This is a genomic window from Streptomyces sp. NPDC054834 (assembly GCF_053611185.1).
On record NZ_JBSGZV010000068.1, the window covers coordinates 14,498 to 36,975 of the forward strand.

A 22,478-nucleotide genomic window follows, 5' to 3' on the forward strand; every position below is an offset into this window, starting at 1 on the left:
CCTTGCAAGGCGTCGGGGCGAGGGTCAGGTGAGCAGGAGGACGCGGGTCCAGCCGGTGGTGTCGGCGGCGTTCAGGGCGAGTTGGGCTCCGGCGCGGCCTTCCATGAATCCGGGTTTGGGCAGGTGTTCCCAGTCGGCGGCCAGCCGTCGGTGCAGGTCCTGGATGATCAGGGTGAAGCGTGCGGGTGTGGGGCTGTCGGCGGCGACCGCGCGGGTGAGCATCAGCAGCCCGGCCCAGCCGTGGCAGAGGGTCGAGTCGGTGATGCGGGCGATCCGCAGCGGGTCAGTCAGGATGGTCTCGACGGTGTCCTCGGCCGCTTGGCGCCGGGCGGGGTCGCCGAGGGCGAGAGCAGCGAGTTGCTGAGCGCGGGCGATGCCGGGCTGGCCGTAGCACCAGGACTGGCGGGCCGGTTCCGCGGCGGGCGGCTGGTCGGCGACCAGGTGTGCTGCGGTGGACCAGTAGTGGGCGCCGTGCCGGTCGAGCCAGGTGGCGAATGTGCCGACGGCCTCCTCCTGGCCGGGGACGCTGACTCCGGCGCGCAGGGCGAGGGAGAGCAGGGCCAGGGGCCCCGCGATGCCGTGGGCCATGCCGTTGTTGCCGTGCCCGCCGGCCATCTCCTTCCCGTCCGGGCCGACCGGCGACCACCACCCGGGCAGCATCCGGCCGCCACCGCAGGCGGGGTGGGCGAGCGCGACGAGGCAGGCGAGCACGTCGGGCAGCCGGGGCGCGATCGGGCGGCGGGACAGCAGCAGGGCGGCGAGCCCGGTCAGACCGCGGATGAGGTCCCATTCGGCGAGGTGGGGCAGCGCGCCGACCGCCTGACGGCGGTGGGCGGCGGCGAGCCGGGCGTCCACGACGCGGTCGACGGCCGCGCGGACGTCGTCGCCGGCCCCGTGGGCGCGGGCCAGGACGAACTCCAGGGCGGGTGCGCCGTGGAAGAGGCTGGCGTTGCTGCCGGTGCTGACGCCCCGGACGGTGGCCTGGGCGAGGTGGTGGCGGGCGGTGCCCAGGTCACGGCGCTCGATGTCGAGCAGGGCCATCCCCAGGGCGCCCTCGGACAGGTCCTGCGTACGGGGCACGGTCGTCGTGGTCATGAGCGCCTGGCCAGAGGGACGACGATGCTGTGGGCCCGGCCGCCGATCCACCCGTCGGCGTCCAGCGGGGGCGCGTCGTGCAGGGTGGCGATGCCGAAGGGGCTGGCGTCCAGGCGCGCGCGCAGGAGGTCCAGGTCGACGTCGCGGCTGAGGTCGAGGGGCAGCTGCTGGTCGTCCTCGGCGAGCAGGACCCGCTGCGGCACGCGGAACCGGGCACGCCAGGCGTGGAGTTGGTCTGCCCACTGCTGGAGTGGTGCGGTGCGGGCGGGCAGCGTGCGGCTGCGGATCTTCCACCTGGCGGCGGTGAGGATGGTGCGCCGGTAGGTGAGGGCCGGGGTGAAGGGCAGGGTCCAGGCGGCGCCCCAGTCGAACCAGGTCACCTGCGGTGTGGCGGCCCGGCTGATCTCGCCGAGGAAGCGGGCCATCGCAGGGGTGTAGTTGTTCCACAGGAAGTTGATGGCGGTGGGGGCCAGCAGCTCCAGCGGCTTGCCCGTGGCGGACTCCACCAACTGGGGGCGGCCGTCCGTGACGGTGACCGCCAGGTCGCGGGGGAAGAGGACGTGCGGTTCGGGACGGCGGAATTCGCCGACGCTGACGACACGGGGCAGGGCCTGCGGCGCCCGGGTGAGCAGGTCGGCCGGCACCCGCGCGGCGTGGAAGGAGAGCTGCGCGAGTTCCGCCTCCGGATCGACGGTGGGCAGGTTCGCATACGCCTCCTCGGTTCCGGGAAACAGGTGCCAGAACCGGCCGGTCATCGATCCGGCCGAGCGGGAGACGGTCAGAACGCGCAGCCGGAAGTCGCCCCGGTCCAGGGCAGGGACGGAGGTGGCGTGGACCTGTGCGGCCAGTTCGAGGTGGGGCGCCAGGGCGTGAGGTTTGTCGCCGGCCGCTGCTTCTAGTTCCTCGATCATCGCCCCGGTCACCGCGACGGTGCTGCTGCATTCGGCTGCGGCGGTGCCAGCCAGCTCCAGCAGCAGGCGGTCACGCCGGGACATCGGCCGAGGCGGTTCGCTCGCCGTGACGAACCCTGCAGGGAAGCCCACGCCCTGGTCGGGATCCGTGGCCACGTCCACTGGCACCGCGTTGCTCTCGCCGTAGCGCTCGGAGAACTGCTCGATCCACCGCCGCCAGGTCGGTGTCCCGGTCGGATGCGTGACCAGGCGGGCCAGGACGGTCGCCGCGGTCTCCACTTCGGTCAGCACCTGCTCGGGCAGCCGCACGTCGGCGTCCAGCCGCAGATCGCACGCTGTCCGCAGACCGGCTGCCTGAGCGCGCGCCGCGGGCGGTAAGACGTCGGTGGGGTCGGCGACGGTGGCGGGCGCGCGCAGTGAGGAGCGCAACAGCCGCACCCGCAGCAGTTCACCGAGCAGCCGGTCGCGCGCGGTGCCGCTCACGGCGGGGAACTCCGCGGCCAGCTTGTCGGACAACTGGCGGTACCCGATCGGCGTTCGGGCCAGGTCGAGTACAAGACGCAGCGCGGGGCTGAGGGCGAGGCGGAACTCGGCGTCGCCCTCGGAGGGCACGTGGATGTGCTGGTCGCGCTGTCGGATCAGGGTGTTGACGCAGACCTCGGCGTCGGCCATGCGCGCAGAGTCGCTCTCCCAGGTGCTGAGCATCTCCTCGAGTCCGACCGGCTCGGGACGGGCCACAGCCTGGTGCTCGTCGCCGATGCGGACGGACGTGGCCTGGTCGAAGCCGAGCGGGGCGACGCCGGCGAACAGGCCGTAGGGGGTGGAACGGCGTGCGTAGCGGATCGCGTAGCGGGCGGTTGACAGCGCCGCCCGGCGCATCCGGCGCACCTTTGGTGTGCGGCCGTTGATGATGACCTGCACTTGGTCCGCCAGGTGAGGGCTCGCCTGCGACACGGTCCGGCGGAAGTCGGTGTCGGACCAGACCGTGCTCAGCCACGCGCGCCACTCCTCCACGGGCGCCGTGTTCGCCGGCCAGGGCGGCATGGCGGGCGCGGTCGTGTGCACCGCGGCGCGCAGCATGGGCTGTCCCGTGCCCTCGTACAGGCTGGGCCGTTGCCGTGTCATCAGGGCTCTCCTCATCTTCTGCGTGGCGGGCGGGGTGGGCCGGACGGAGAGAGCCCCGTCCGGCCCGCGCTGCTGGGGTGGTCCGGCTTACGAGGTGGTGCAGGCGCTGGGGCAGGAGCTGCCGCAGGTGTCGCCCGTGCTGCACATCAGGACAGTCTCGGTCGTCGGCGTGCCCTCGATGAAGGTGATGTCGAGCCCGAACGGGTCGTCGTCGGTCTTCACGGGGTCCGCCTGCGCGGGAGCGGTCGGCCTCTCGGCCTGGATGGCGGTCATGCATGCCTCCTAGGAGTGGTGGATGGTTCGGGATGCCGAGGCCCGGTCGGGCCCCGGGGTCTGCTGCCAGACGGCGATGGTCGGCGAAGTCGCCTGAGCAGTCGCGCGTCTGGGGGTCGGTGTGTGGTGCAGTCAGGCTGCTGCGGGCTGCGCCTTCGGGTGGTTCTTCGCGGCTTGGTCCAGCACCCGGGTGAAGTGCTCGGCCCGCTCGTCGCCCTCGGCCTCCTGGGCTCGGAGCTCCCCGAAGCGGTGCCAGTAGCGCCGGCAGACGTCACTGCTCATGACCACCAAGGCGAAGAACGGCAGGTGCCCGTCGCGGATGAAGCCGAGGCGGTCGCGCAGGCCGAGCGTGCAGATGAGCTGGTTGGCCTTCATCAGCTGCATGTACTCCTCGACGCTCATGTCCTCGGGCGCCCAGAGCTTGGCGAGGTCGGCGTTGGTGGACATCTGGGCCAGCCAGTCGAGCTGGGGTCCTTCACCCAGGCAGCCACGGTTCCATCGCGAAGGTGCAAGCAGTCTCTGCTTACCGTCCATGTGGCCGCACGTGGAGTGTCCGCACACCCGACACAGCATGTGCCCTATGGCCTGGGCGCTGCCGCAGCGTGTGCACCATGGCGAGGCGCGGGTAGCCGATACCGTGGACCGCCGGCATCCACGCTCACAGGATGCGGTTGCGCCGATCCAGGCGGGGGTCTTCATCGAGGTAGCCGATTCCGCCCCCGGCCGGGCTGGGACCTCTCACAAGCGGGACGCGAGTATGCGTCTCGCGCGACCAGAGGGTGATGAACGGCACCGCATGCCCCGCCAGAAGTACTGGCGCTTTCCGTCTTCGCTCGCTGGGCCACGCTCGTGGGGGCAGGGCGGCGCGGGGGAACGATGTGACCGTCCGGCAGGAGTTCGCCGGTGTCATCGAAGAGGAGAAGGCCATTACACAGCAGCGCCCATCCCTGTGCGTCATGGCGGGCCACGATGGCGGCCCGGTCACGATCGGCTGTGGTAGCGGTGGGACAAGGGGGTTCGTGCCGACACATGGAGGTCTTCCTTCCGGGCGTGCAGGACGGTTTGGGCCCCCTTCGGCGTTCTACGGAGCCGTGACAGCACAGCTGGAGACAGCCGAGGAGGGGCTGTGAGGGCGGCCGGGGCTGGTCTGGTGATGGCACACCTGGGCTTGGTGAACAGCGAGGACGCTCACCAGGACGCTGTCCCTGGGGGCGGATATGCGCTGGTCTTTCAGGCTCGGTCGAACAGGCGGGTGCGTTCGATGTCGGTGACGTGTCTGCGGTGTTCGGTGATTTCGGTGTGGGCGGCTTGGGTGTAGTGGCGCATGACGTTGAGGCCGAGGAGGTGGTGGGCGAGGTTGCTGCCGTCGAAGTAGGTGAGTGCTTCGGTGAGATCGCGGCGTACGGGCAGGGCGTGCCGGTCGCGGTAGGGGTCGCCGTGGCAGGGTGGGGGTGGGGTGAGTTTCTCGCTGAGGCCGTGGTGGATGGCGGCGAGAGAGGCGGCGAGGGCGAGGTAGGGGTTGGCGTCGGCGCCGGGCAGGCGGATTTCGAGGTGCATGCCGTCGCCGTGGCCGGTGACGCGGATGGCGCAGCCGCGGTTGTCGTATCCCCAGTTCATGTACTGGGGGGCGAAGGAGTGGGGGGTGGCGTAGCGTTTGTAGGAGTTGGGGTGGGGCGCGTAGAGGGGGGCGAGGTGGGGCATGGCGGAGAGCAGTCCGGCGATGCTGTGCCGCATCGCGTCCGGCATCTGTGTCTCGCAGGCGGCGGCGTAGGCCGGGGTGTCGTCGCTTGTCCAGAGGGAGAGGTGCAGGTGCAGGCCGCTGCTGGTGCCGGTGAAGGGGGCGGCCATGAACGATGCGGTGAGGCCGTGGCGTTGGGCGACGTATCGTGTGGCGTGTTTGTAGACGGTGTAGGCGTCGCAGGCGGCGAGGGCCGGCCCGTAGGGGAAGGTGACCTCTACTTGCCCGGCGGCCCCTTCGGTCTTGACGGCCTCGATGGGGGTGCCGGCGGCGTGCAGGGCGTGTTGGAGGTGGTGGAAGAAGTCGGCGAGCAGTGGCGGATGGTCGAGGGCATAGTCGAGATTGTGGGCCACCACCGGCTCGAGGCCTTGGCACAGCAGGAACTCGCTCTCCAGCCCCACCCGCGCCTGGAAGCCGAGCTCGGCCAGGTGCTCCAGCTGGGTGTTCAGGATATGGCGGGGTGCGACGTCGACGGGTGTGCTGTCGGGGTGGACGGCGTCGGCGTGGACCAGCGCGGTGCCCGGCAGGTGCGGAAGGATGCGGAGCGTCGCCAGGTCGGCGACGGTGCCGATGTCCTTGAAGCCCTGTTCCCAGCCGGTGAGGTCGAAGCCCGGTAAGGCGTCCATGTTCACGTTGGTGGCCAGGATGTAGGCGCAGGCCTCCGACACCCTCGCATCGGCGCTGACCCGGTCGAGGAAGACGCCGGCGGCGAGGCGTTTGCCCTGCAGGCGGCCCATCATGTCGGGGACGGCCACCATCACCGTGGTGATGGTCCCCTGCTCGACGGCGGCACGCAGTTCCTCGAGTGAGATCAGTCCTGTCAAACCTGGCGGGTCATACACGGCTGGTGGTGTGTGCTGGGTGTTCATCAGATGACTTCCTCGGCGAGCTCTGTGTGGGTGGCGGTGTTGCCCAGGGCGGGGATGCGGTAGGTGCGCCGTCCCTTGGTGATCCACAGCAGCCAGGCGAGGGCGAGGACGGCGAGCAGCGCGACACCGGCGTAGTTGAACGAGGTGATGGTGATGGGGGAGACCTGAGGCGCGCAGAACAGGACCGTCACGAAGCCGACCCAGGCGACGGCCATGAAGCCGATGGGCTTGCTGAAGCGGCCGAGGTGCCATGGTCCGGGCTGAAACCTCGCGCCGGCGCGCAGCCGGAGAAGGACGGGGATCGCGTAGGCGGGGGTGATCCCGATGACGTTGATCGCGGTGACCGCTGCATACGCGGTCGGCGAGTACAGCGACGGCGCTGCCAGGACCAGCGCGCACCCCACCGACAGCCACACTGCAGCGACCGGGGTCTTGGTGCGGGGGCTGACGTGCCGCCAGGTGGCGGCGAAGGGGACCGCGCCGTCACGGGAGAACGCGAACAGCATGCGGGAAGCCGCAGCCGTCTCGGCGCTGCCGCAGAACAATTGCGCCACGATCACGACCAGCAGCAGGGCCTTGGCGCCTCCGGTGCCGAGGACGTCGAGGAAGATCTGCGCCGGGGGTACGCCGGTGGCGCTGGTCTGTGTACCCGCGTAGTCCTGGATGGCGGCGGTGAGCCCAGCCAGCAGGATGAAGCCTGCGATCCAGGAGACCCAGATTGAGCGGACAATCCCCTTGGGTGCGGAGACTTGCGCCTGGGTGGTCTCTTCGGACAGGTGGGAGGAGGCGTCGTAGCCGCAGAAGGTGTACTGGGCCAGCAGCAGTCCGAGCGCGCCCGCGTACAGGCTGTGGTGGAAGCCGGTGTCGTTGTGGAAGCGCGTGAACACAAAACTGGCGCTCTGGTGCTTGGCGGGTGCGAGAGCGAGGACGCCGACGATGAGGGCGACGCCGGCCAGGTGCCACCATACGGAGATGGAGTTCAGCAGGCTGACCAGGTGGACGCCGGCGACGTTCAGCAGTGCGTGCAGCAGCAGGATCCCCGTGAAGATCATCATGGTCTTGGCCGGTGTCGGTGCGAAGCCCCACTGCAGGCTGGCGAAGGCGCCGGTGAACGTGGCTGCGCCGTAGTCGATGCCGGCGATGGCACCCAGCAGCCCCAGCAGGTTGAGCCAGCCGGTCACCCACGCCCAACGCGGCCCGCCGAGCCGGTGCGCCATGTAGTACAGGCCACCGGAGGTCGGGTAGGCGGAGGTGACCTCGGCCAGCGACATACCCAGCAGCAGCACCATCAGGCCGACACCGACCCAGCCCCACATGATCACAGCGGGACCGCCCGTGGCCAGGCCGAACCCGTACAGGGTCATGCAGCCGGACAGGACACTGATCACGGAGAAGGAGATCGCGAAGTTGCCGAACGGGCCCATCCGCCGCGCCAGCACGCTGTGGTAGCCGAGCTGGGCGAGCACAGCATCGTCATCGCGCAGTCGGTGGGCGCCACGTCTCGCAGACACCTGCATCATTCCTCAGCTTTGAAGGGAAAAAAGGGGACAGAAGGGTGGTGGGGGACTCGTCACGCAAGGTGCTCGCTGTTCATCTCCACGCCGGCTGCTTTTTCAGGGCGAAGGCGCGGGCCTGGTGGAACTCGTCCTGCCACCACCGGTTGCTTTCACTGACCAGTCGCCAGGGCGCGACAGTGGCGTAAGGGCCGATCGCCTCGAACACCTGGCCAGCGCCGTCCAGGCCGGAGGCGGTGAGCGTGTACGCCAGATAGTTCAAATCCAGCAGGGAGCAGGTGCTCGTATCCCGGGCGACGTAGGCGAACCAGCGATCCCGGGCCAGCTCAACGAGATGGCGGACATGGTCGCTGGTCCAGAACCCCAGACCGCTGCCGATCTGCCCGTTGGCCATACGCTGCCGGTAGGTCTCGACGAACTGGTACAGGGGCAGGACCAGCAGGGCCGATCCCGGCCGCTCCCGCGATGCCACCCAGTGCGCGAACTGGCCGGCCCCCGACTGGCGTGCCTGCAGGCACAGCAGCATCCGGTGATACGCCTCCCGATTCTGCGGATCTCGCCGAACCGCCTCCCACAACAGCGGCCATGGCCCATGCGGCAGCAGACTCTCCGGCGGAGCTGCCCAGTGTTCCCAGCGGTGCCGGTTGCCCGGGTCGATATCCAACTGCGCCAGAGCCAGCCGGCACACCCACGGAACCGGGTCAGCCGCCCAACATCGCTCAGCGTCTGCGCAGGCACGGCGCGCGAGGTGCATCCGCGGAAGCAGAGACTGCAGGTCCGCGCCGGCTCTGCGAGTGCAGAGCACGCGGTGTGTCAGGACCCGGGCCCGCATCATCAGCGCGTTGGGGTCGTCGGGCTGCTCGGCGCACCACGCAGCGATGGCGTCGCCTTTCGCGGCCACGGCCGCCAGCACCTGACTGCGGAAGGTCCGCGAAGACCAGTCCCGTGTGTGGTCGAGCAGATTCTTCGTGGCAAGCCACCGGCCCAGTTGGAGGTCTTCGAGGGCCAGGCGTAAGCCCTCGTCACGGCCAGCCGGATGGGTGATCAGTTCCATTTCAGTGCTCAGTACGGTGGGCGTCGCCCGGGACGAGGAGTCAGCGGACGGTGTGGTGACGGAGCGGATGAAGGACATGTTGGCCTCGGGGTGGGCGGGAGAGAGACCGCCGGGCGGCAGCCGTGACAGCCTCTTGGGGAGGTAGCGGGCTGCTGCTCGGCGGTCGACCATGGGCGGGACGGACCGAGCAGCGTGTTCCTGCTCATACGGTCTGATACAGAACCGGCCGGTTACGCCGGAGCAGCCCACGATGGCGGAAGGATCGCCTGCACCGTCTTGCCCGTGCTCTCGCCCTCGTCGTTCCAGCTCACACGCCATGACAGACGCCCCTGGTAGTGACGTACCCACCACAGACCGCTGGGGGCCTTCTGCGGTGCCGGCTCAGCGGCTACGGCCAGGTCGAAGTCCGGGAACTCGGCGCGGGCGTCCGACACTTCGATCAGCAGCTCATCGTTGGGGAACAGAGCGAACCGGAGGGTGATACAGCCGTCGGTGAAGGACTGGCCGTGCCGGAAGGCGTTGTCCACGAGATTGTCCGCGACACGGGCCGCCGCGTCCACGTTCCCAGCCCACCTCCATGCCGTGAGCAAAGGACGCGCCCGCAGCCGGGCATTCGGCCCCACACCCTCGTTCGCGGTCAGACTCCACTCCCTAGACCGCATCGGTTCCTCCTCAGCCTGTAACGGCAGAAGAGCCACCGTCGTGCTCACCGGATGCTTGCCCATGGGCAGCTCACCGATCGCTTCCTGCTTGGCCGAGGCCGACGCCTGGTTCGTAGGCACATCTGTGTCTTGGATAGAGATGCGCTGGGACGCAGTGTTCACGGGGGACTCCTGATTCACGTTGTCTTGCACCTTGAGCGAGGGGGTTATCACGCCGTTCAGCCGCTTGGCGTCGACTCGCACGAAGGCACGGTGCCAGGGACGCCACGTCAATCCGCGCCCGGGCCGTCTTCGATGGGAGCTGGATGCCCGGCGTGCCCGCCGCGTCGGGTCCACGACCGAAGGTAGAGCGGCTGGCAGTCAAGTCCCAAGGAGATTGCGCGAGTTTGCAGCAAGCTGATTGACGGGCTCGAACGTCCAACCGACCATCGTTGTGTCGCGCAAATCCGAGCAAGGCAGCAGACAGGAGAACGACCATGAAGTTACGGTTCCTTGGTAAGAACTCCACGGTCGGCGACTGCCCGACCCTGTACGCCACCGACCGGGAGACCTATCTCGTCCAGGGTTGGAGGATCTTTGCGAACGACCTGCTGATGCAGCTTGACATCCCCGAAGGGGAGACGGCGGTGGAGGTGCCTACAGAGCTGTTCGAGCACCTGACGAAAGACGGCCTGCCAGCCGGGGAGATCAGGCGCGTCGACGATCCGATCATGATCTTGACGCCGGGCGGCACATTCGTCGTTCAGGGCGTCGAGGTGACCGACCCTGCCGTCCTGGCTCAGATGGAGATTCCGGATTACGAGACTGTGGTCGAGGTCCCCAGGGCCGCGATCACCGCCCTACTGGAGGAACGGTGTGGAGCTGATACCCAGCGCCAAGCGCAACCAGCTCTTTGAGAGGTTCGCGCAGGATGCTTTCCATCTGGAGCTGAGGGACGACTATTCCGTCCCTGATGAGGAGAGCCCGTTCACGAGTTGGCTCCGCGGTGAGGCCGTCGACTACTCCTATATGGAGCCGTGGACGCAACTCGTGCGACGTGTCACCGGGGAAGGGAAGACGGTCCGACGCGTCCGAGTGGTTACAGAGCCGCACAGTCCCTACATCCGGTGGGAGCACGCCACCACCGTCCTCAACGAAGAGGCGGGCGAAGAGATTCGGTGGCTACCACGTCACTGCTTGCCGGAGGGTGTCACCTTCCCCGTGGCGGGCAACGACTGGTGGTTATATGATGGCCGGCTCCTCGCAGTGGGCCACTTCGACTCCAAGGGGAGAGCGCTCGGATCAGAGATCATCGAAGATCTGGACACCGTAGCCCAGTGCGTACGCCTGCGAGACCTTCTGTGGGCCGCCGCTGTCCCCCACCCCGAGTACAAGCCCTGACCGACCCGTGACCACGCAAGTAGATGAGGCACTGCAATCCCTCGGTGCCCGGCTGCGCGGCTTCCGCAAGGACGCCGGATTCGCCAGCGGCCGGGCATTTGCGCGTGCCACCTCGTGGCAGGAGTCGAAGGTCTCCCGCATCGAGAACGGCAAGCAGCGTCCCAGCGAGGACGACATCCGCGTCTGGTGCGAGGCGACTGGTCAGAATGACCAGTTGGGTGACCTGGTCGCGATCGTCCGCCACGTTGACGAGCTGTGGCTGGAATGGCGACGGCAACTCCAGACCGGCGTCGAGAAACGGCAGCAAAAGGCGATTCCGGTGTACGCCAAGACCAAGGTGTTCCGGATCTGGCACCCCACGGTCGTCTGGGGAACACTTCAGACCGCGGAATACGCTTCCGAGGTATTCAACCAAGGCGTCCGCTACTACGAGATCCCCAACGATGCCGAAGCGGCCGTGGCGAAGCGGCTGGAGCGCCAGCAGTACCTGTATCAGGGTGATCGCATCTTCAACGTCCTGCTCGGTGAACAGGCACTGTACACCAACTTCGGCGGCCCGGAAGTAATGAGGGGACAGCTTGACCGCCTCCTGGCGGTCATGAGACTTCCCCGGCTCAGCCTGGGAATCGTCCCGCGGTCCGCGCCCACCTCCATATGGCCGGGCAACGCTTTCTCGATGTTCGATGACCGTCTAGTCCTCGTCGAGACGTACTCGGCGGAATTCTCCGTAACGCAGCCCCGAGAAATCGAGCTGTACACAAAGGCGTTCTCCCTCTTGAAGCAGTCATCCGTCTATGGCGCCGCTGTCCGAGACCTCATCTTCGCAGCAATCCAGCATTTCGATCAGATGCCGAGCGACTAGGAGAGCATATCTTGCAACCTTCTACCCGGAACTGGCGTACCAGCTCCTACACAGGGACAGAGAGCTGCGTCGAAGTGGCCGACAATGACCCGGAAAAGGTGGAAGTTCGGGACACGAAGGCACGCAACAGGGGAATCATGGCCGTCCATCGAACCACCTGGGCTGGGTTCGTGGAGTATGTCAGGCGGGGATAGTGCTAGCGGTGGTTGTGTAAGACCTCCGAGGCGAGGCCGGTTGGATGACATCGGGCAGTGCACCGAGATCTACCGGTCATGGTGAGCGCCTTCGGAGGTACGGGTGGGCAATGTGTGACGCCGGGGAAGTCGGCTGTTGGCGGCGGCGTTGTTCGCCGGGCTGGGCTATCGGCAGGTCTTCGATCGATTGTGTGCCGGTCTGGCGGGCTTGGCGCCCGTCAGACAGTCTCGCGACGAATCCGTCTCACGTCAGCGGGTCGGCAGCCCGCCTGGTCGAGCCAGGTGGTCCGGTGGGTCAGCCGCGGGTGGAATCGGTCCCATGTCTGCGTGACGGTTTGCCGTAGTTCGTCATGACCGTGCTGGCGGGGCTACGCCAGCTCCGGTACCGCCGCAGTGTTCTCGGTGGCTGCCTCACCGGAACCGGGCTCGTGCCCACTCCACCATGACGACATCATGCATTGAGGGGTCTTCAAAGTTGAGCGGTGCGGAGGTGTCCGCAGGCTCGGCGGGTGGTGACGCAACGTGTCCGCAGCCGCTGGTTGTCGGCGTTGCGGAAGCTGAACGCGTTGTGGGCGATGAGCTTGATCCCTTCGCTCTTGGCGTTGCTGTGTCCGGTGTGGATGAACGCGGCGATCTCCGGCCACCAGCGGTCGACGGTGGTGGCGAGCTGGCGGACTTCGGGGATGTCGGAGTCCGCGCACCAGGTGAGGAACTTCCAGCGGGCGTTGCCCACTTGGTGGCGGTCGGCTCCGGTGCGGGCCAGGGCGAGGAGGGTGCGCAGGTTCTCCTTGGCTATCCAGGCCGTCAGCAGCGTTTGCCCGATCTTGCCCTCGCCCAGGAGCGTGTTCCACATCGTGGCGAACTGGTCATCGGTGAGGTCCTCACGGTTGCGCAGAGCCGCCGTCTGGCCTTCCACTCCCGGTCGCTCGCCCGTCCGCGCCTGCCGCGGGTCTCGGCGGTGGTGCGGCGCCTGACCATGGACAGCATCTTGTTGGCGAGCTGGACCACGTGGAAGTGGTCGACCACGACAGTGACGTGCGCCAGGCCGATACGGATCGCGGCTCGGTAGGTGGCCGACATGTCGATGGTGACATAGCCGATGCCCCTTCTCCAGTCCAGGCTGGTGGTGGCGAGCCAGGCCAGGACATCGGCGACGGTGGGGCCCTCGACTTGTCCGAGCAGCCCGCCGTGGCCGAGGGCGTCGACGAAGCCGGTGTGCCACCGGCTTCGTGTCAGGCGCCACTTGCCGGTCTCCGCATCCCGTTCCCAGCTCGGCTGTCCGCGGCGGGTCTCGTCGATGCCCAGGACTGTGACCTGCGGCAGAGGTGCCTCGGTGACGTCGCGGGCCTGCGTGCGGAAGGCTTCCATCACGGTCGGCCAGGACAGATGCAGATCCCGCGCGGCCTGGATGACCGTGGAGCCGTATGCGGCGCCCGGCCGCACCCCGCAGCCGGGCGGTCAGCCTGGCACCGGCCGGGATCTGCGGGATCTGCTCGGTGAAGGACCGGCGAGGGCAGCCGGCCTCGCGGCACCACCAGCGGGCTTGTGCCAGCGCAACTCCAATCCGCTCTCGCCGTAAGGGAGATCGCGCGGCCGGCTCACCGCCGAGCCCTTCACCCGGGTGGCGAACACCCCGCAGGCCGGGCAGGCCCTGGCCGTCTCGTCGGCCGTGACCAGGTGAACTCGGCGCCCTCCGTCAGCCAGCCGCTCAACCCGCGCGACGGACACCCCGTCAAGGTCGAGCAGCAACGTCGTATCGTTGACCAAGCCCCTGGCTCCTGCATGATCGTTCTGCGTCGAGAACAGAGATGATCAGTCAGGCCCACGGGCATCTGCATCCGGGGCCGTGCCGAATGCCTCATGACAATCGGCCGAGTGTGGTTCGCTGCTGGGGTGACTCAGGACTTGGAGATCGTCGCATTCGAATCCGCCGAGGCATTCCAGGCATGGCTCGGCGAGAACCACGCCGTCTCGCCCGGCATCTGGCTCAAGCTTCGCAAGAAGGGCCCCGGAATCGCCGCGCTGGACTACACCCAGGCGCTCGACGTGGCACTCTGCTACGGCTGGATCGACGGCCAGAAGGCAAAGTTCGACGACCAGTGGTGGCTCCAGCGGTTCACCCCGCGCAAGCCGCGCAGCAAGTGGTCCAAGGCCAACCGGGACAAGGTGGCCGTCCTGATCGAGCAGGGCCGGATGCATCCGCCGGGGCAGGCCGAGGTCGACCGCGCCAAGGCAGACGGCCGCTGGGAAGCGGCCTACGACGGCGCGAAGACCGCCGCGGTGCCGGACGACCTCACGGCGGCCCTGACGGCCGACCCGGCCGCGGCGGAGTTCTTCGAGACACTGGACCGGCAGAACCGCTACGCGATCCTGTACCGGATCCAAGACGCCAAGAAGGCCGAGACCCGGGCGCGCCGGATCGAAAAGTACGTAGCGATGCTGGCGAAGGGCGAGAAGCTGCACCCGTAGTCACGGAGAGGACCGTGGCCGTGTGCTGCCCTGGACTCCCGGCGCGCACTGCGGCCCCGGCAGCAGCCACCAACCGCCCTCGCTGACCGTAATGAAATGTCAGAGGCCCTGAGTAGACGCACCGCTCAAGATCGAAGACCCGCATTGAGGGTCAGTAGCTGGAGCAGCACCCTCGCCAGCGGCGATGCGGTAGTGCGTCCGAGGGAGGGGCGGGACAGACGTGGTCCCGTCTCGCTTCGCATTCCAGCCAGTGCCGGTGTAGAGGCCACTTTCACGGCGATGGCGTACATGACAGGGTGAAACCTGTTGGCTACTGATACAGAAGGGTCGGATTAAGTGACTGCGGTGAAGACACCGGCGACAGCGACCCTCACCCGGGCGCAGCGCGCTCTGATCGTGGTGGTGGTTGCAGGAGCGGTGATCATCGCCGGTATCGGCTTCGCCGGTTCGTATGCGGCAGTCCGTGAGCTGGCCGTCAAGAAGGGCTTCGGGAACTTCTCCTACGTCTTCCCGATCGGCATCGACGCCGGGATCTGCGTTCTCCTGGCCCTGGACCTTCTGCTGACCTGGATCCGCATCCCTTTTCCCCTGCTCCGTCAGACGGCCTGGCTGCTCACCGCAGCCACGATCGCCTTCAACGGCGCGGCAGCCTGGCCGGACCCGCTGGGCGTCGGCATGCACGCGGTCATTCCGGTCCTCTTCGTTGTCGCGGTCGAGGCCGCCCGGCACGCGATCGGCCGGATCGCCGACATCACGGCCGACAAGCACATGGAGGGCGTCCGCCTCACCCGCTGGCTCCTCTCGCCGATCCCGACCTTCCTCCTGTGGCGTCGTATGAAGCTGTGGGAGCTCCGCTCCTACGAGCAGGTGATCAAGCTCGAACAGGAACGCCTCGTCTACCAGGCCAGCCTTCGCTCCCGCTTTGGTCGTGCCTGGCGCCGGAAGGCGCCGGTGGAGTCGCTGATGCCGCTGCGCCTGGCCCGCTACGGCGTTCCCTTGGCCGAGACGGCCCCGGCCGGCCTGGCTGCCGGCGGTATTGACGAGCCTCCGATCCAGTTCACCGTCGAGCGGACCCTGGTTCCGGCACAGCGGCCAAGCCCCGAACTCGAAGCCGCCGTCGGCCAAGAGCAGGAGCCCGCGAAAGTGGGCGGCGTGGAGGCCCAGTCCCTGGAGCAGCCGCGAACCGCGCACCATGAGCAGCCGCATGACCTCGCGGACGAGGGGAATGCCCAACACCTCGCAAGCGCCTACCAGGACTGGATGGCCGCCTTCGGATTCGAGCCCACCAGGGCGCAGTTCGCTCTGTGGCTCCAAGACCGGTACGGCATCGCCACCGGGGCCGGCGGGCCGCTGTCCGACGAGCAACTCGAACCCCTGCTGCGTCTCCTCAAAGAACGTCACACCCTTTCAGCTGAGAACGACACCGCACCTCAAGCCCCGCAGGATGCGGTCGACGGATGGGGTGACTACTTCTACAACGCCTGGCTCGCGTACGCGCAGGAGCAAGGGGCCTTCCCCGAGGCGGCCGCCCTCGCCACGTACGTCTACGAGCGGGACCAGATCACCGGCGGCAACGGCCAGCCCATCACGGGTGAAGACCTGGAGGACTTCGTCTCCGCCTTCAGGCAGCGCGAGTTCGACGAGACGGAGCCGCCCGCCGCCGAGGAAGCCACCGAGACGTCCGTACAGGAGCGACCTGACGATCCCCTCACGAACGAGGCCGAGCCTGAGGAGACGCCGGCCGGCGCGGGCGCGCACCCCGCTAAGGAGAAGCGCAGTCCCAGGGTGAGCGCCCCCGTCGACAATCCGCCGGGCGAGGATCACGCGGCAGGGGAGCCTGCCGTGCTCACCACCGTCGATCGCTACTACCTCGCCTGGACGGAGTACCAGACCGAGCACGGCGAGGAACCCAAGGCCGAGCAGCTCTCCGCCTACCTTGCAAGCAAGAAGGGCATGACCGGCCGAGGCGGAAAGCCGGTCAGCCCGTCCACCCTGCGCCGCTACCTCTTGCCGTTCCGTGTCTACAACCTATGGGCCGAGCATCAGGTGCGCAGCGACGGACCGTCGCTCGATGTCATTGCGAAGGAGTGCGCAGCCCACGGGATCACCGCGCAGCACAACAAGCCCCTCACCACCGACTACATTGCCGAACAGGCTGTCGACTTCGAGCGGCGCTGGCAGGCACTCATCCGCCACCACGCGCAGCCACAGGGTTGAGAAACCATGCCCAGCTCACCACTGCGCATCAAGCGGGCCTATTACGCCAACCAGCTGCCGGACGTGCTGATCGAGAGCGACTGGGTCCAGCGCAAGGCCGTGCTGGCCAACTGCTCCGGGCTGGACGCTCTCGCCAAGCATGTGCGGACCTTCGCCCATATGGTCACGGACCTGCACAGTGACCGACTGTCGGAGTGGATCGAAGCAGCCAGAACCGCTACCGACCTGCCCAGTCTCAGCCGGTTCGCCCAACGCCTCGAACGCGACCTTGATGCCGCCGGCCTGACCCTGACCTGGAACTCCGGTGTCGCGGAAGGCCATGTCAACCACATCAAGACGTTCAGGCGCCAGATGTTCTGCCGCGTAAGCTTCGTGTGACCGAGCGTCACCAGACCATACGAACCCCCGACGATCAGTTACAAAGCCACGAAGCATGAGTCGGCGCGTCACTGCTCATCGAGGGTCGCCTGCCGGGCAAGGAACTCCTCGAACGCCGCCTTCTGCTTCGGGTCCATGAAGCCTTGGCGGACATTGCGGGCCTTCTCCTGGAGCCAGTGCGCCTCGTCGGGGTCCAGTAGCTCGGCGATCACCACGCCTTTGCGAGCAACCGCCGTGCGCCCTCCTACGCGACGACGAAAGAGCGTGTACGCGCCGTATTCCGCTGGGTGGGCCAGTTCCGGCTCCTGCGCCACAGCCCGGTTCTCTTCCCCAGCGCCACGCATCGGGTAGGCAGTGGGGGCCCAATGCTCCCAGAGCGCCAGCGTGGCCGCGGGCACTAGCACCGCGCGTTCCGCCTCATCACGCCCCTCCCACATGAACGTGACATTGACGGGCTCGCCGATCGCCTCGGCCAACCCGAGCACCCTCTCCATCTCATCATTGATCGGGTAACCCACCACTACATCGATCTGAATGCCCATGCTGGCTGAGGCTACTGGCCGCTTCCGACATGCCAGCCCAAAGCTCCTGCGCCTCTTCGACCACGGCGCAGCAGATGGACCGTCCGAAACCGGTGATCTCAGCGACTGAGCGCCTGTCTGAGGCAATACTGCGACGGAGAGGAACCGCTCCACACGATGTGGGCCAGGGCCCGTTCTCCCGTGCATGGCCAAACTACCTGCTGGGTAACTGTCGCCAGAGGCGGGAGGGCCCATGCGCGCTCTGCGCATCGCTGCTGACACCACCGTCGTGGAACTTGACTTACCCGAAGCCGGCGCGCACTCCGCGGTCCGGGATCACATCGGAACGACTAGCGCGGTTGATCAAGGCGTGTTCCACCCGCGGGCAGTCCTGCACATCCACGGAGACGGGAGCGGGCTCGCGCAGAACCTCGCCGTGTGGGTCCTGGCGAGCGCATGGCGAGGCGCAGCCTTGTACCCGTTCCGTGGACCGGTCGTGGTCACCGGACGTGCTCAGGACGGGGGATTGGCAGCCCTGGGCGACGAGCTGGTCCAGCACGCATACGCGGGTGCGCGGACCGTACGGGAAACACTGGGGGAGTGGCGCACACGGCCGCCGGCGTCCAACGAGGCGGCCCTGAACGACCTGCTCGCCTACGCAGCCAGGGACGTCGTCCCCAGCCCGTAGCGCGCAGCGTGCACCCCTGCGCACCAACCTCTACAACGCTGTGTGCGCCGCCGTGCCCCAACCGTTGAGGAGCTCGTTGATGAGCTGCGTGGTCTCCAACTCCAGGGAGCAGTCGAGTGCCTGGTTGACCTGCTGGACGCGGGAGATGGCGGTGTGCAGCCCCTGTCGGTTCCCGGCGGCATACTCGATGCGGAGCCAGTCCCGATACAGCAGCTCCGCCGTGTCGTCGACGTCGAGACCGGTCGCGACGGCCTGGCGGGCGGCGCTGAGGTCGTGGTGCGGTCCCGCAGGCGTGCGGTAGGTGGCCACTGTGTGCGCCACGTCGATGACGCGCGTGACCATTTCCTGCTGGTAGGGCTCAGCCCATGGCAGGGCCTTGCCCCCGAACGGCCGGCCGCGCACCAAAGTGAGTGCCTTCTCCAGATCGGTCAGGCCGGAGGCGCCCAGCGGCAGAGCGCGTTCGACGAGATGCAGGAAGCGGGTCCAGTCACAGCGCACCCCGGGCGCGAGCTGGTACGGGTCCTCACCGGAACTGCGGCGCGGCACGTAGGGGTTGCCGGCGGGATCGTTGCCCAGGGAGCGGCGCAGGCCCTGCAAGCGGGCGTTGAGGGTGCTGGAGGACCAGGGGCTGATGGGATCCATGTCGGCGCACAGCACGTCCGCACTCCGGCCGGGACGGAAGAACAGCAGTGCCGCGAGCTGCGCCATCCGCGGGCCGTGGCCAGTACTGTCCACACCGGTCACCTCGACCGGACCCAGGACCCTGATCTCCGGCGCGTGGACGTCATGCGCCTCACACTCCTCCGCCTCCGACACCTTGCGTTCGCCGAGCGAGGCCTCGGGGTCGCCGGCCTCCGCGTCCTCGTCACCGGCGGCGGGATCCGCGGCGGTGGGGAGTACTGGAGCCGGGGGCAGGGGCACTGCTTCAGCGCTTGGGCCGGGGGCGTCGCCAGCCGGAGTTGCGGTCGTGGCGGTGGGAAGGAGTCGAAGTCCTAACGGGTCGGCGCTCGCGGCCAGCAGGGCCGGGAACACCTCGCTGCCCGCGTCCGATGGCGCCGCCGGCGGGACATTCGGGGCGGCCGTGGTCGCGGACGCGATGGGCTCCGCCGGCGCGGTCTGCTCGGGTTGTTGCGTCTGGTCGGGCTCGTCCGGGATGTCCTGCCAGGGACCGTCGGCCGGGTGGGGCGGCTGCCCGGACACCTTCAACGCGGTGGTGATCTGGAGGTAGGCGGCGTGTTCCAGGCGCTGCACTGTGATGTCGACGCCGGCATGGTCGAGGTTCTGCGGATCGCTGAGGGAGGCGTTGAGGATCTCCGCCTGGGGGAAGTGCGCGGCCGCCGTACTCGCGGGGGCGATCAGAGTGACGGGGACCGGGCCGGACTTGTCGATGACATCGGCGAACTGCCAGGCCATGTCCGCGTCCAGAGACGACGCGCACAGCAGCAGATACGGCTGATGCTCGGCTTCGGGCATCTGGTGCGCTTCCAGCAGCCGTTCGCTCAGATCGCGCAGAGCGTGCGCGGCTTGGCGCATGTGGGCGATCCGCGCGGTGGGCAGCAACTGCGGCAGGTCCTCGCCGAACCCCACGGTGACGACCTCGACTTCGCTTGCCCACGGGCTCATTCCGAGCTCCAGGGCGAGCGAGGTGCACACCTCGGTGATGTGGACCGGGTTGCCGTCCAGCAGCAGGGCGGGCAGCTGCGCGAGGTTGAGCAGCAGGAGGTCGCCCGCCTGGGTGCTGCCGATCGTGACCAGCCCCGGATACGGTGCCGGCACCTCGCGGGCGTCTTCTTCGTCCAGGAGGACGGCATCGGAGGGCAGGGCCCACCATCCGCCCTGCCCGGAGACGAAGGGCGCCGCAGGGGCCTGGGCGAGCTCCTCAGGCATAACCGCTACTGCGCGGGCACCGATCCGGGCAGCCCGCAGTGGCGGCAGGATCGCGTCCTTCTCTTGGGCCGCCTGGTGGGCCAGCGTCCGCAGTGCAACGTCCAGGCGGGCAGCGCCGCCCGGTTCGGCGGCCGCCGCCAACTGGGCCTCGGCCGTGGACGTCTCCGAGGCGATGGCGATCTTCTCGCCGGGCTTGCGGCGGCGGCGCTGCAGTGTACGGCGCAGGGCAAGAGCACCGGTGATGGCGGCCGCCAGCAGTGCGCCGGCACCGAGAACGGTGCGCAGGTTCAGCGAGCTGCTGGCCGGAGCGGACTCCGGGGTGCCGGACGCCGTGGCGGTAGGGGAGGAGTCGGCAGCGGAGCCGGACGGCTCGGCCAACGTCGACGGGGAGGCGGCAGAGGGCGACGCGCTGACGCTGGGCTCCGGGGGCGCGGAGGCCGGTGCCGACGGAGACTCCTGCTTGTGCCCGGGCTGCTCGGCAGGGCGGCTGGCCGGTGCGCTGGGGGCCGACGATTGCGGTGCGGGCGTGGTGGTCTGGCTCGGCGCGGGCGCCTGCTCGTCTCCTGCACCCTTGCCCGGCTTCTGCTCTCCGTCGGGCTTCTGGGTGGCCGGGGGAGTGGTCTGCTGACTGCGCGGCTCGTCACCCTGGTCACGGCCCTGGGGCGACTGGCTGGGCACGGCGCCGGGCACGGTGACCTGCTGTCCCGCGTAGATGACGTTCGGATCGGTGATCGCGGGCAGGCCGTGCGGCTGTTCCTTGCCCCGGCTGGCCTTGAACAGCTTGGGCCATTCGTCGCCGTCGCCGAGTTCTTTCTCCGCGATCTTTGACAGGTAGTCGCCCGAGTGGACCGTGACGACGTGCTCGCTCGTCTCGTCGCCAGCCGGGGCACGGTCACCCAGCTGCGTACGGATGCCTCCCACCCCGGTGGGAGTGTCGGGCATCTGAAGCTGCCAGCCGGGCTGCAGAAAGCTGTTCGCACGGAAGATCGTGCCGTCGATCATGGTGTGGCCCTCGTTGAGGGCAGCGATCTCCCGCCACCGCTCGCCGTCCCCCAACTCCCTCTCGGCGATGCCCCACAGGCTCTCCGCAGGCCGTGTCGCGCGCACCGTGTACGACGTGCGGGACGCCGCGGCGCTCGCCGACGACGTGGAGGCCTGCTCGGCGTCGTCGGCTTGCGGGGCCTGGGTGGTCTGACCGGGGATGTGGGCCGCCAGGGTGGCTGGGGCGGCCTGGGCGTCGGATGCCAGGGCCGAACTTGTGGGCAGCAGCACCAGGATGCTGCCGATCAGCAGGGCCGCGGCGCGCTGGGAGGCGCCCATCCCGCGTGGGGCGTGCCAGGTCCGGCCCCACACCTGTGCGATCAGCTCGCGCACGGCGCAGAACGCGAACTGCGCCCAGCCGATCCAGCCCACCGCGACGAGGAGCAGCAGGAACGCCCCACCGGTGTCCTGCCGGTCCAGCAGGTGCGTGAGGTCGTCGTGGGTGGCAGCCCAGATGACCGGGGTGGCCCAGGCCAGCAGCAGCGGCAGTCCGACGACCGTGGCAGCGAGCACCAGCAGACTCAAGCCTGCTTTGAGGAGCCGGCCCAGGGTGCGTCCGGCCGCTGCAGCGGGGGAGGGGGTGGTGCTCATCAGGTCCCTTCGGGAGCGGTGACGCCGTGCAGGAGGGTGGCCTTGCCATGGCCGGTCACTGACAATGAGCCGATTCCCACCACCGACAGGAACTTGGTGTCGTATGTGCTGGTGACGACGACGGTGAGGGTCTTGCCGTCACCGGACACGTTGACCGTGCCGCTGGCACCGGCGGAGCGCAGATAGGACTGGGCGGCGGCAGCTGCGTCCTGCGGATTCACGACGATCGCCCTCCCGCTGATGGCTTCGGCGGAGTCGATGGCCTGCCCGCCTGCCCGGGCGGCTTCGCCGGCGATGTAGTCGGCGCGTTCCGTGGCACGCATCTTGCTGCCGCCGTCGACGGCAAGGCCGATGATCCCGATCAGCGCGATGACGCACACGGCGACGAACACGGTGACGCCTCCCCGGTCGTCCAGACGTGTCCGTAGCAGGTGCACCTTACGGAAGATCATCAATCCCCCCGCTGCCGGTACTGATCCACTACCGAGGTGGCGGTCGACGTGAGCGTTTTGGCTCCTGGTACGCCAGGCAGCAGCAGGTCGGAGAGGTTGACCGTGCAGGTCACGGTCGCGGTGACCGTCCCGACCTGCCCCACCGGCACGCTGAGACCGCCCGTGTTGATGCTGACGCTGGTGGACGCGCATGTGATGCCCTGATCGTTCAGGGACTGGGCGGCCGCCGCCTGCGCGGCGCTCTGCGCGGATGCTGCTGTGCGGTGAATGGAGGCCTCCCGTGCCGCGTCCTCGGCTGCCGCGTCGATCTTCGCGCCGGAGGTGACGATGCGTCCGCCGGCGATGGCCAGACAGATGAACATGATCAGCGCAGGGAGGACGATGGCAGCCTCGATCGCTGCGCTGCCCTCGTCGCTGCGGAGTCTGCGAGCCCATCGGGCCGTGTTTCGCACCTTGTTCACTCTCCCGGTACCTAAAAGGCCAGGTTCGGCCCTGCGTGGTCGTTGCTGGTCAGGGTGGGTGGGTTCCAGGTCGGGGAGGTGGTCGGTTGTTCGGCA

The 22,478-nt window shown here is 68.5% G+C and carries 21 protein-coding genes and 2 pseudogenes; 8 read left to right on the forward strand and 15 right to left on the reverse strand.

Going from position 1 to position 22,478, the window contains the following annotated elements; translation table 11 throughout:
- Nucleotides 1-24: 24 nt before the first annotated feature.
- The 9 genes and pseudogenes from ACWGJM_RS45065 to ACWGJM_RS45105 all read right to left on the reverse strand — a co-directional run bounded on the left by ACWGJM_RS45065 (nucleotide 25) and on the right by ACWGJM_RS45105 (nucleotide 9,484).
- Nucleotides 25-1,095 (reverse strand): lanthionine synthetase LanC family protein, encoded by a 1,071-nt coding sequence (locus ACWGJM_RS45065; protein ID WP_453417593.1) that lies wholly within the window; start codon nucleotides 1,093-1,095, stop codon nucleotides 25-27.
- Entirely contained in the window at nucleotides 1,092-3,131 is a 2,040-nt protein-coding gene (locus tag ACWGJM_RS45070; RefSeq protein ID WP_453417594.1) for a lantibiotic dehydratase family protein, read from the reverse strand. Before ACWGJM_RS45070 ends, ACWGJM_RS45065 begins: the two co-directional genes overlap by 4 nt.
- Before the next feature lie 87 nt (nucleotides 3,132-3,218).
- Nucleotides 3,219-3,404, reverse strand: a complete 186-nt coding sequence (locus ACWGJM_RS45075; protein ID WP_453417595.1) for an FxLD family lanthipeptide — start codon at nucleotides 3,402-3,404, stop codon at nucleotides 3,219-3,221.
- A gap of 132 nt (nucleotides 3,405-3,536) precedes the next feature.
- On the reverse strand, nucleotides 3,537-3,851 hold the full coding sequence (locus tag ACWGJM_RS45080) for a DUF6082 family protein (RefSeq protein WP_453417596.1): 315 nt from the start codon (nucleotides 3,849-3,851) through the stop codon (nucleotides 3,537-3,539).
- 392 nt (nucleotides 3,852-4,243) lie between these two features.
- Nucleotides 4,244-4,435: pseudogene (locus ACWGJM_RS45085) on the reverse strand (DUF5999 family protein); the annotation flags it as partial.
- Nucleotides 4,436-4,634: 199 nt separating this feature from the next.
- Nucleotides 4,635-5,966 (reverse strand): glutamine synthetase family protein, encoded by a 1,332-nt coding sequence (locus tag ACWGJM_RS45090; RefSeq protein ID WP_453417597.1) that lies wholly within the window; start codon nucleotides 5,964-5,966, stop codon nucleotides 4,635-4,637.
- A 44-nt stretch (nucleotides 5,967-6,010) separates the two neighbouring features.
- Nucleotides 6,011-7,528: an amino acid permease gene (locus ACWGJM_RS45095; RefSeq protein WP_453417612.1), complete on the reverse strand. Its 1,518-nt coding sequence runs from the start codon at nucleotides 7,526-7,528 to the stop codon at nucleotides 6,011-6,013.
- Between the two features lie 73 nt (nucleotides 7,529-7,601).
- A complete protein-coding gene (locus ACWGJM_RS45100; protein ID WP_453417598.1) occupies nucleotides 7,602-8,579 on the reverse strand; it encodes a hypothetical protein in 978 nt (325 codons plus the stop codon).
- A gap of 230 nt (nucleotides 8,580-8,809) precedes the next feature.
- Nucleotides 8,810-9,484, reverse strand: a complete 675-nt coding sequence (locus ACWGJM_RS45105; protein WP_453417599.1) for an ATP-binding protein — start codon at nucleotides 9,482-9,484, stop codon at nucleotides 8,810-8,812.
- Nucleotides 9,485-9,717: 233 nt separating this feature from the next.
- Here ACWGJM_RS45105 and ACWGJM_RS45110 point away from each other — a divergent pair, with 233 nt between their 5' ends.
- The 4 genes from ACWGJM_RS45110 to ACWGJM_RS45125 are packed head-to-tail and all read left to right on the forward strand — an operon-like array spanning nucleotide 9,718 to nucleotide 11,677.
- Nucleotides 9,718-10,137, forward strand: coding sequence for a hypothetical protein (locus tag ACWGJM_RS45110; RefSeq protein WP_453417600.1), 420 nt, complete (start codon nucleotides 9,718-9,720; stop codon nucleotides 10,135-10,137).
- Nucleotides 10,097-10,621 carry a DUF6879 family protein gene (locus ACWGJM_RS45115; RefSeq protein ID WP_453417601.1) on the forward strand — a complete coding sequence of 175 codons (525 nt, stop codon included), beginning with the start codon at nucleotides 10,097-10,099 and terminating at the stop codon, nucleotides 10,619-10,621. Before ACWGJM_RS45110 ends, ACWGJM_RS45115 begins: the two co-directional genes overlap by 41 nt.
- Nucleotides 10,622-10,628: 7 nt before the next feature.
- A complete protein-coding gene (locus ACWGJM_RS45120; RefSeq protein ID WP_453417602.1) occupies nucleotides 10,629-11,483 on the forward strand; it encodes a helix-turn-helix domain-containing protein in 855 nt (284 codons plus the stop codon).
- 11 nt (nucleotides 11,484-11,494) lie between these two features.
- Nucleotides 11,495-11,677, forward strand: a complete 183-nt coding sequence (locus tag ACWGJM_RS45125; RefSeq protein WP_453417603.1) for a DUF397 domain-containing protein — start codon at nucleotides 11,495-11,497, stop codon at nucleotides 11,675-11,677.
- A 469-nt stretch (nucleotides 11,678-12,146) separates the two neighbouring features.
- On the opposite strand, the pseudogene ACWGJM_RS45130 reads toward ACWGJM_RS45125, so the two are convergent.
- Nucleotides 12,147-13,045, reverse strand: a pseudogene (locus tag ACWGJM_RS45130) (ISL3 family transposase).
- 90 nt (nucleotides 13,046-13,135) lie between these two features.
- On the reverse strand, nucleotides 13,136-13,405 hold the full coding sequence (locus ACWGJM_RS45135; RefSeq protein ID WP_453417613.1) for a transposase family protein: 270 nt from the start codon (nucleotides 13,403-13,405) through the stop codon (nucleotides 13,136-13,138).
- A 132-nt stretch (nucleotides 13,406-13,537) separates the two neighbouring features.
- Between ACWGJM_RS45135 and ACWGJM_RS45140 the strand changes: the two genes are divergently transcribed.
- From ACWGJM_RS45140 to ACWGJM_RS45150, 3 genes are all read left to right on the forward strand, one after another.
- On the forward strand, nucleotides 13,538-14,146 hold the full coding sequence (locus ACWGJM_RS45140; RefSeq protein WP_453417604.1) for a YdeI/OmpD-associated family protein: 609 nt from the start codon (nucleotides 13,538-13,540) through the stop codon (nucleotides 14,144-14,146).
- Nucleotides 14,147-14,491: 345 nt separating this feature from the next.
- Nucleotides 14,492-16,363, forward strand: coding sequence for a DUF2637 domain-containing protein (locus ACWGJM_RS45145; protein ID WP_453417614.1), 1,872 nt, complete (start codon nucleotides 14,492-14,494; stop codon nucleotides 16,361-16,363).
- 6 nt (nucleotides 16,364-16,369) lie between these two features.
- Nucleotides 16,370-16,741: a hypothetical protein gene (locus tag ACWGJM_RS45150; RefSeq protein ID WP_453417605.1), complete on the forward strand. Its 372-nt coding sequence runs from the start codon at nucleotides 16,370-16,372 to the stop codon at nucleotides 16,739-16,741.
- Between the two features lie 68 nt (nucleotides 16,742-16,809).
- Here the strand turns inward: ACWGJM_RS45150 and ACWGJM_RS45155 are convergent, their stop codons facing one another.
- On the reverse strand, nucleotides 16,810-17,283 hold the full coding sequence (locus tag ACWGJM_RS45155) for a hypothetical protein (protein WP_453417606.1): 474 nt from the start codon (nucleotides 17,281-17,283) through the stop codon (nucleotides 16,810-16,812).
- 505 nt (nucleotides 17,284-17,788) lie between these two features.
- Between ACWGJM_RS45155 and ACWGJM_RS45160 the strand changes: the two genes are divergently transcribed.
- Nucleotides 17,789-17,950 (forward strand): hypothetical protein, encoded by a 162-nt coding sequence (locus tag ACWGJM_RS45160; protein WP_453417607.1) that lies wholly within the window; start codon nucleotides 17,789-17,791, stop codon nucleotides 17,948-17,950.
- 30 nt (nucleotides 17,951-17,980) lie between these two features.
- On the opposite strand, the gene ACWGJM_RS45165 is transcribed toward ACWGJM_RS45160, so the two are convergent.
- From ACWGJM_RS45165 to ACWGJM_RS45175, 3 genes are read right to left on the reverse strand one after another with little or no spacing between them, the layout of a single operon-like run.
- Nucleotides 17,981-21,469, reverse strand: a complete 3,489-nt coding sequence (locus tag ACWGJM_RS45165) for a LysM peptidoglycan-binding domain-containing protein (protein ID WP_453417608.1) — start codon at nucleotides 21,467-21,469, stop codon at nucleotides 17,981-17,983.
- A complete protein-coding gene (locus tag ACWGJM_RS45170) occupies nucleotides 21,469-21,921 on the reverse strand; it encodes a TadE/TadG family type IV pilus assembly protein (RefSeq protein ID WP_453417609.1) in 453 nt (150 codons plus the stop codon). The genes ACWGJM_RS45165 and ACWGJM_RS45170 overlap by 1 nt, the downstream gene beginning before the upstream one ends.
- Nucleotides 21,921-22,382: a TadE/TadG family type IV pilus assembly protein gene (locus tag ACWGJM_RS45175; protein WP_453417610.1), complete on the reverse strand. Its 462-nt coding sequence runs from the start codon at nucleotides 22,380-22,382 to the stop codon at nucleotides 21,921-21,923. Before ACWGJM_RS45175 ends, ACWGJM_RS45170 begins: the two co-directional genes overlap by 1 nt.
- Between the last annotated feature and the right edge of the window lie 96 nt (nucleotides 22,383-22,478).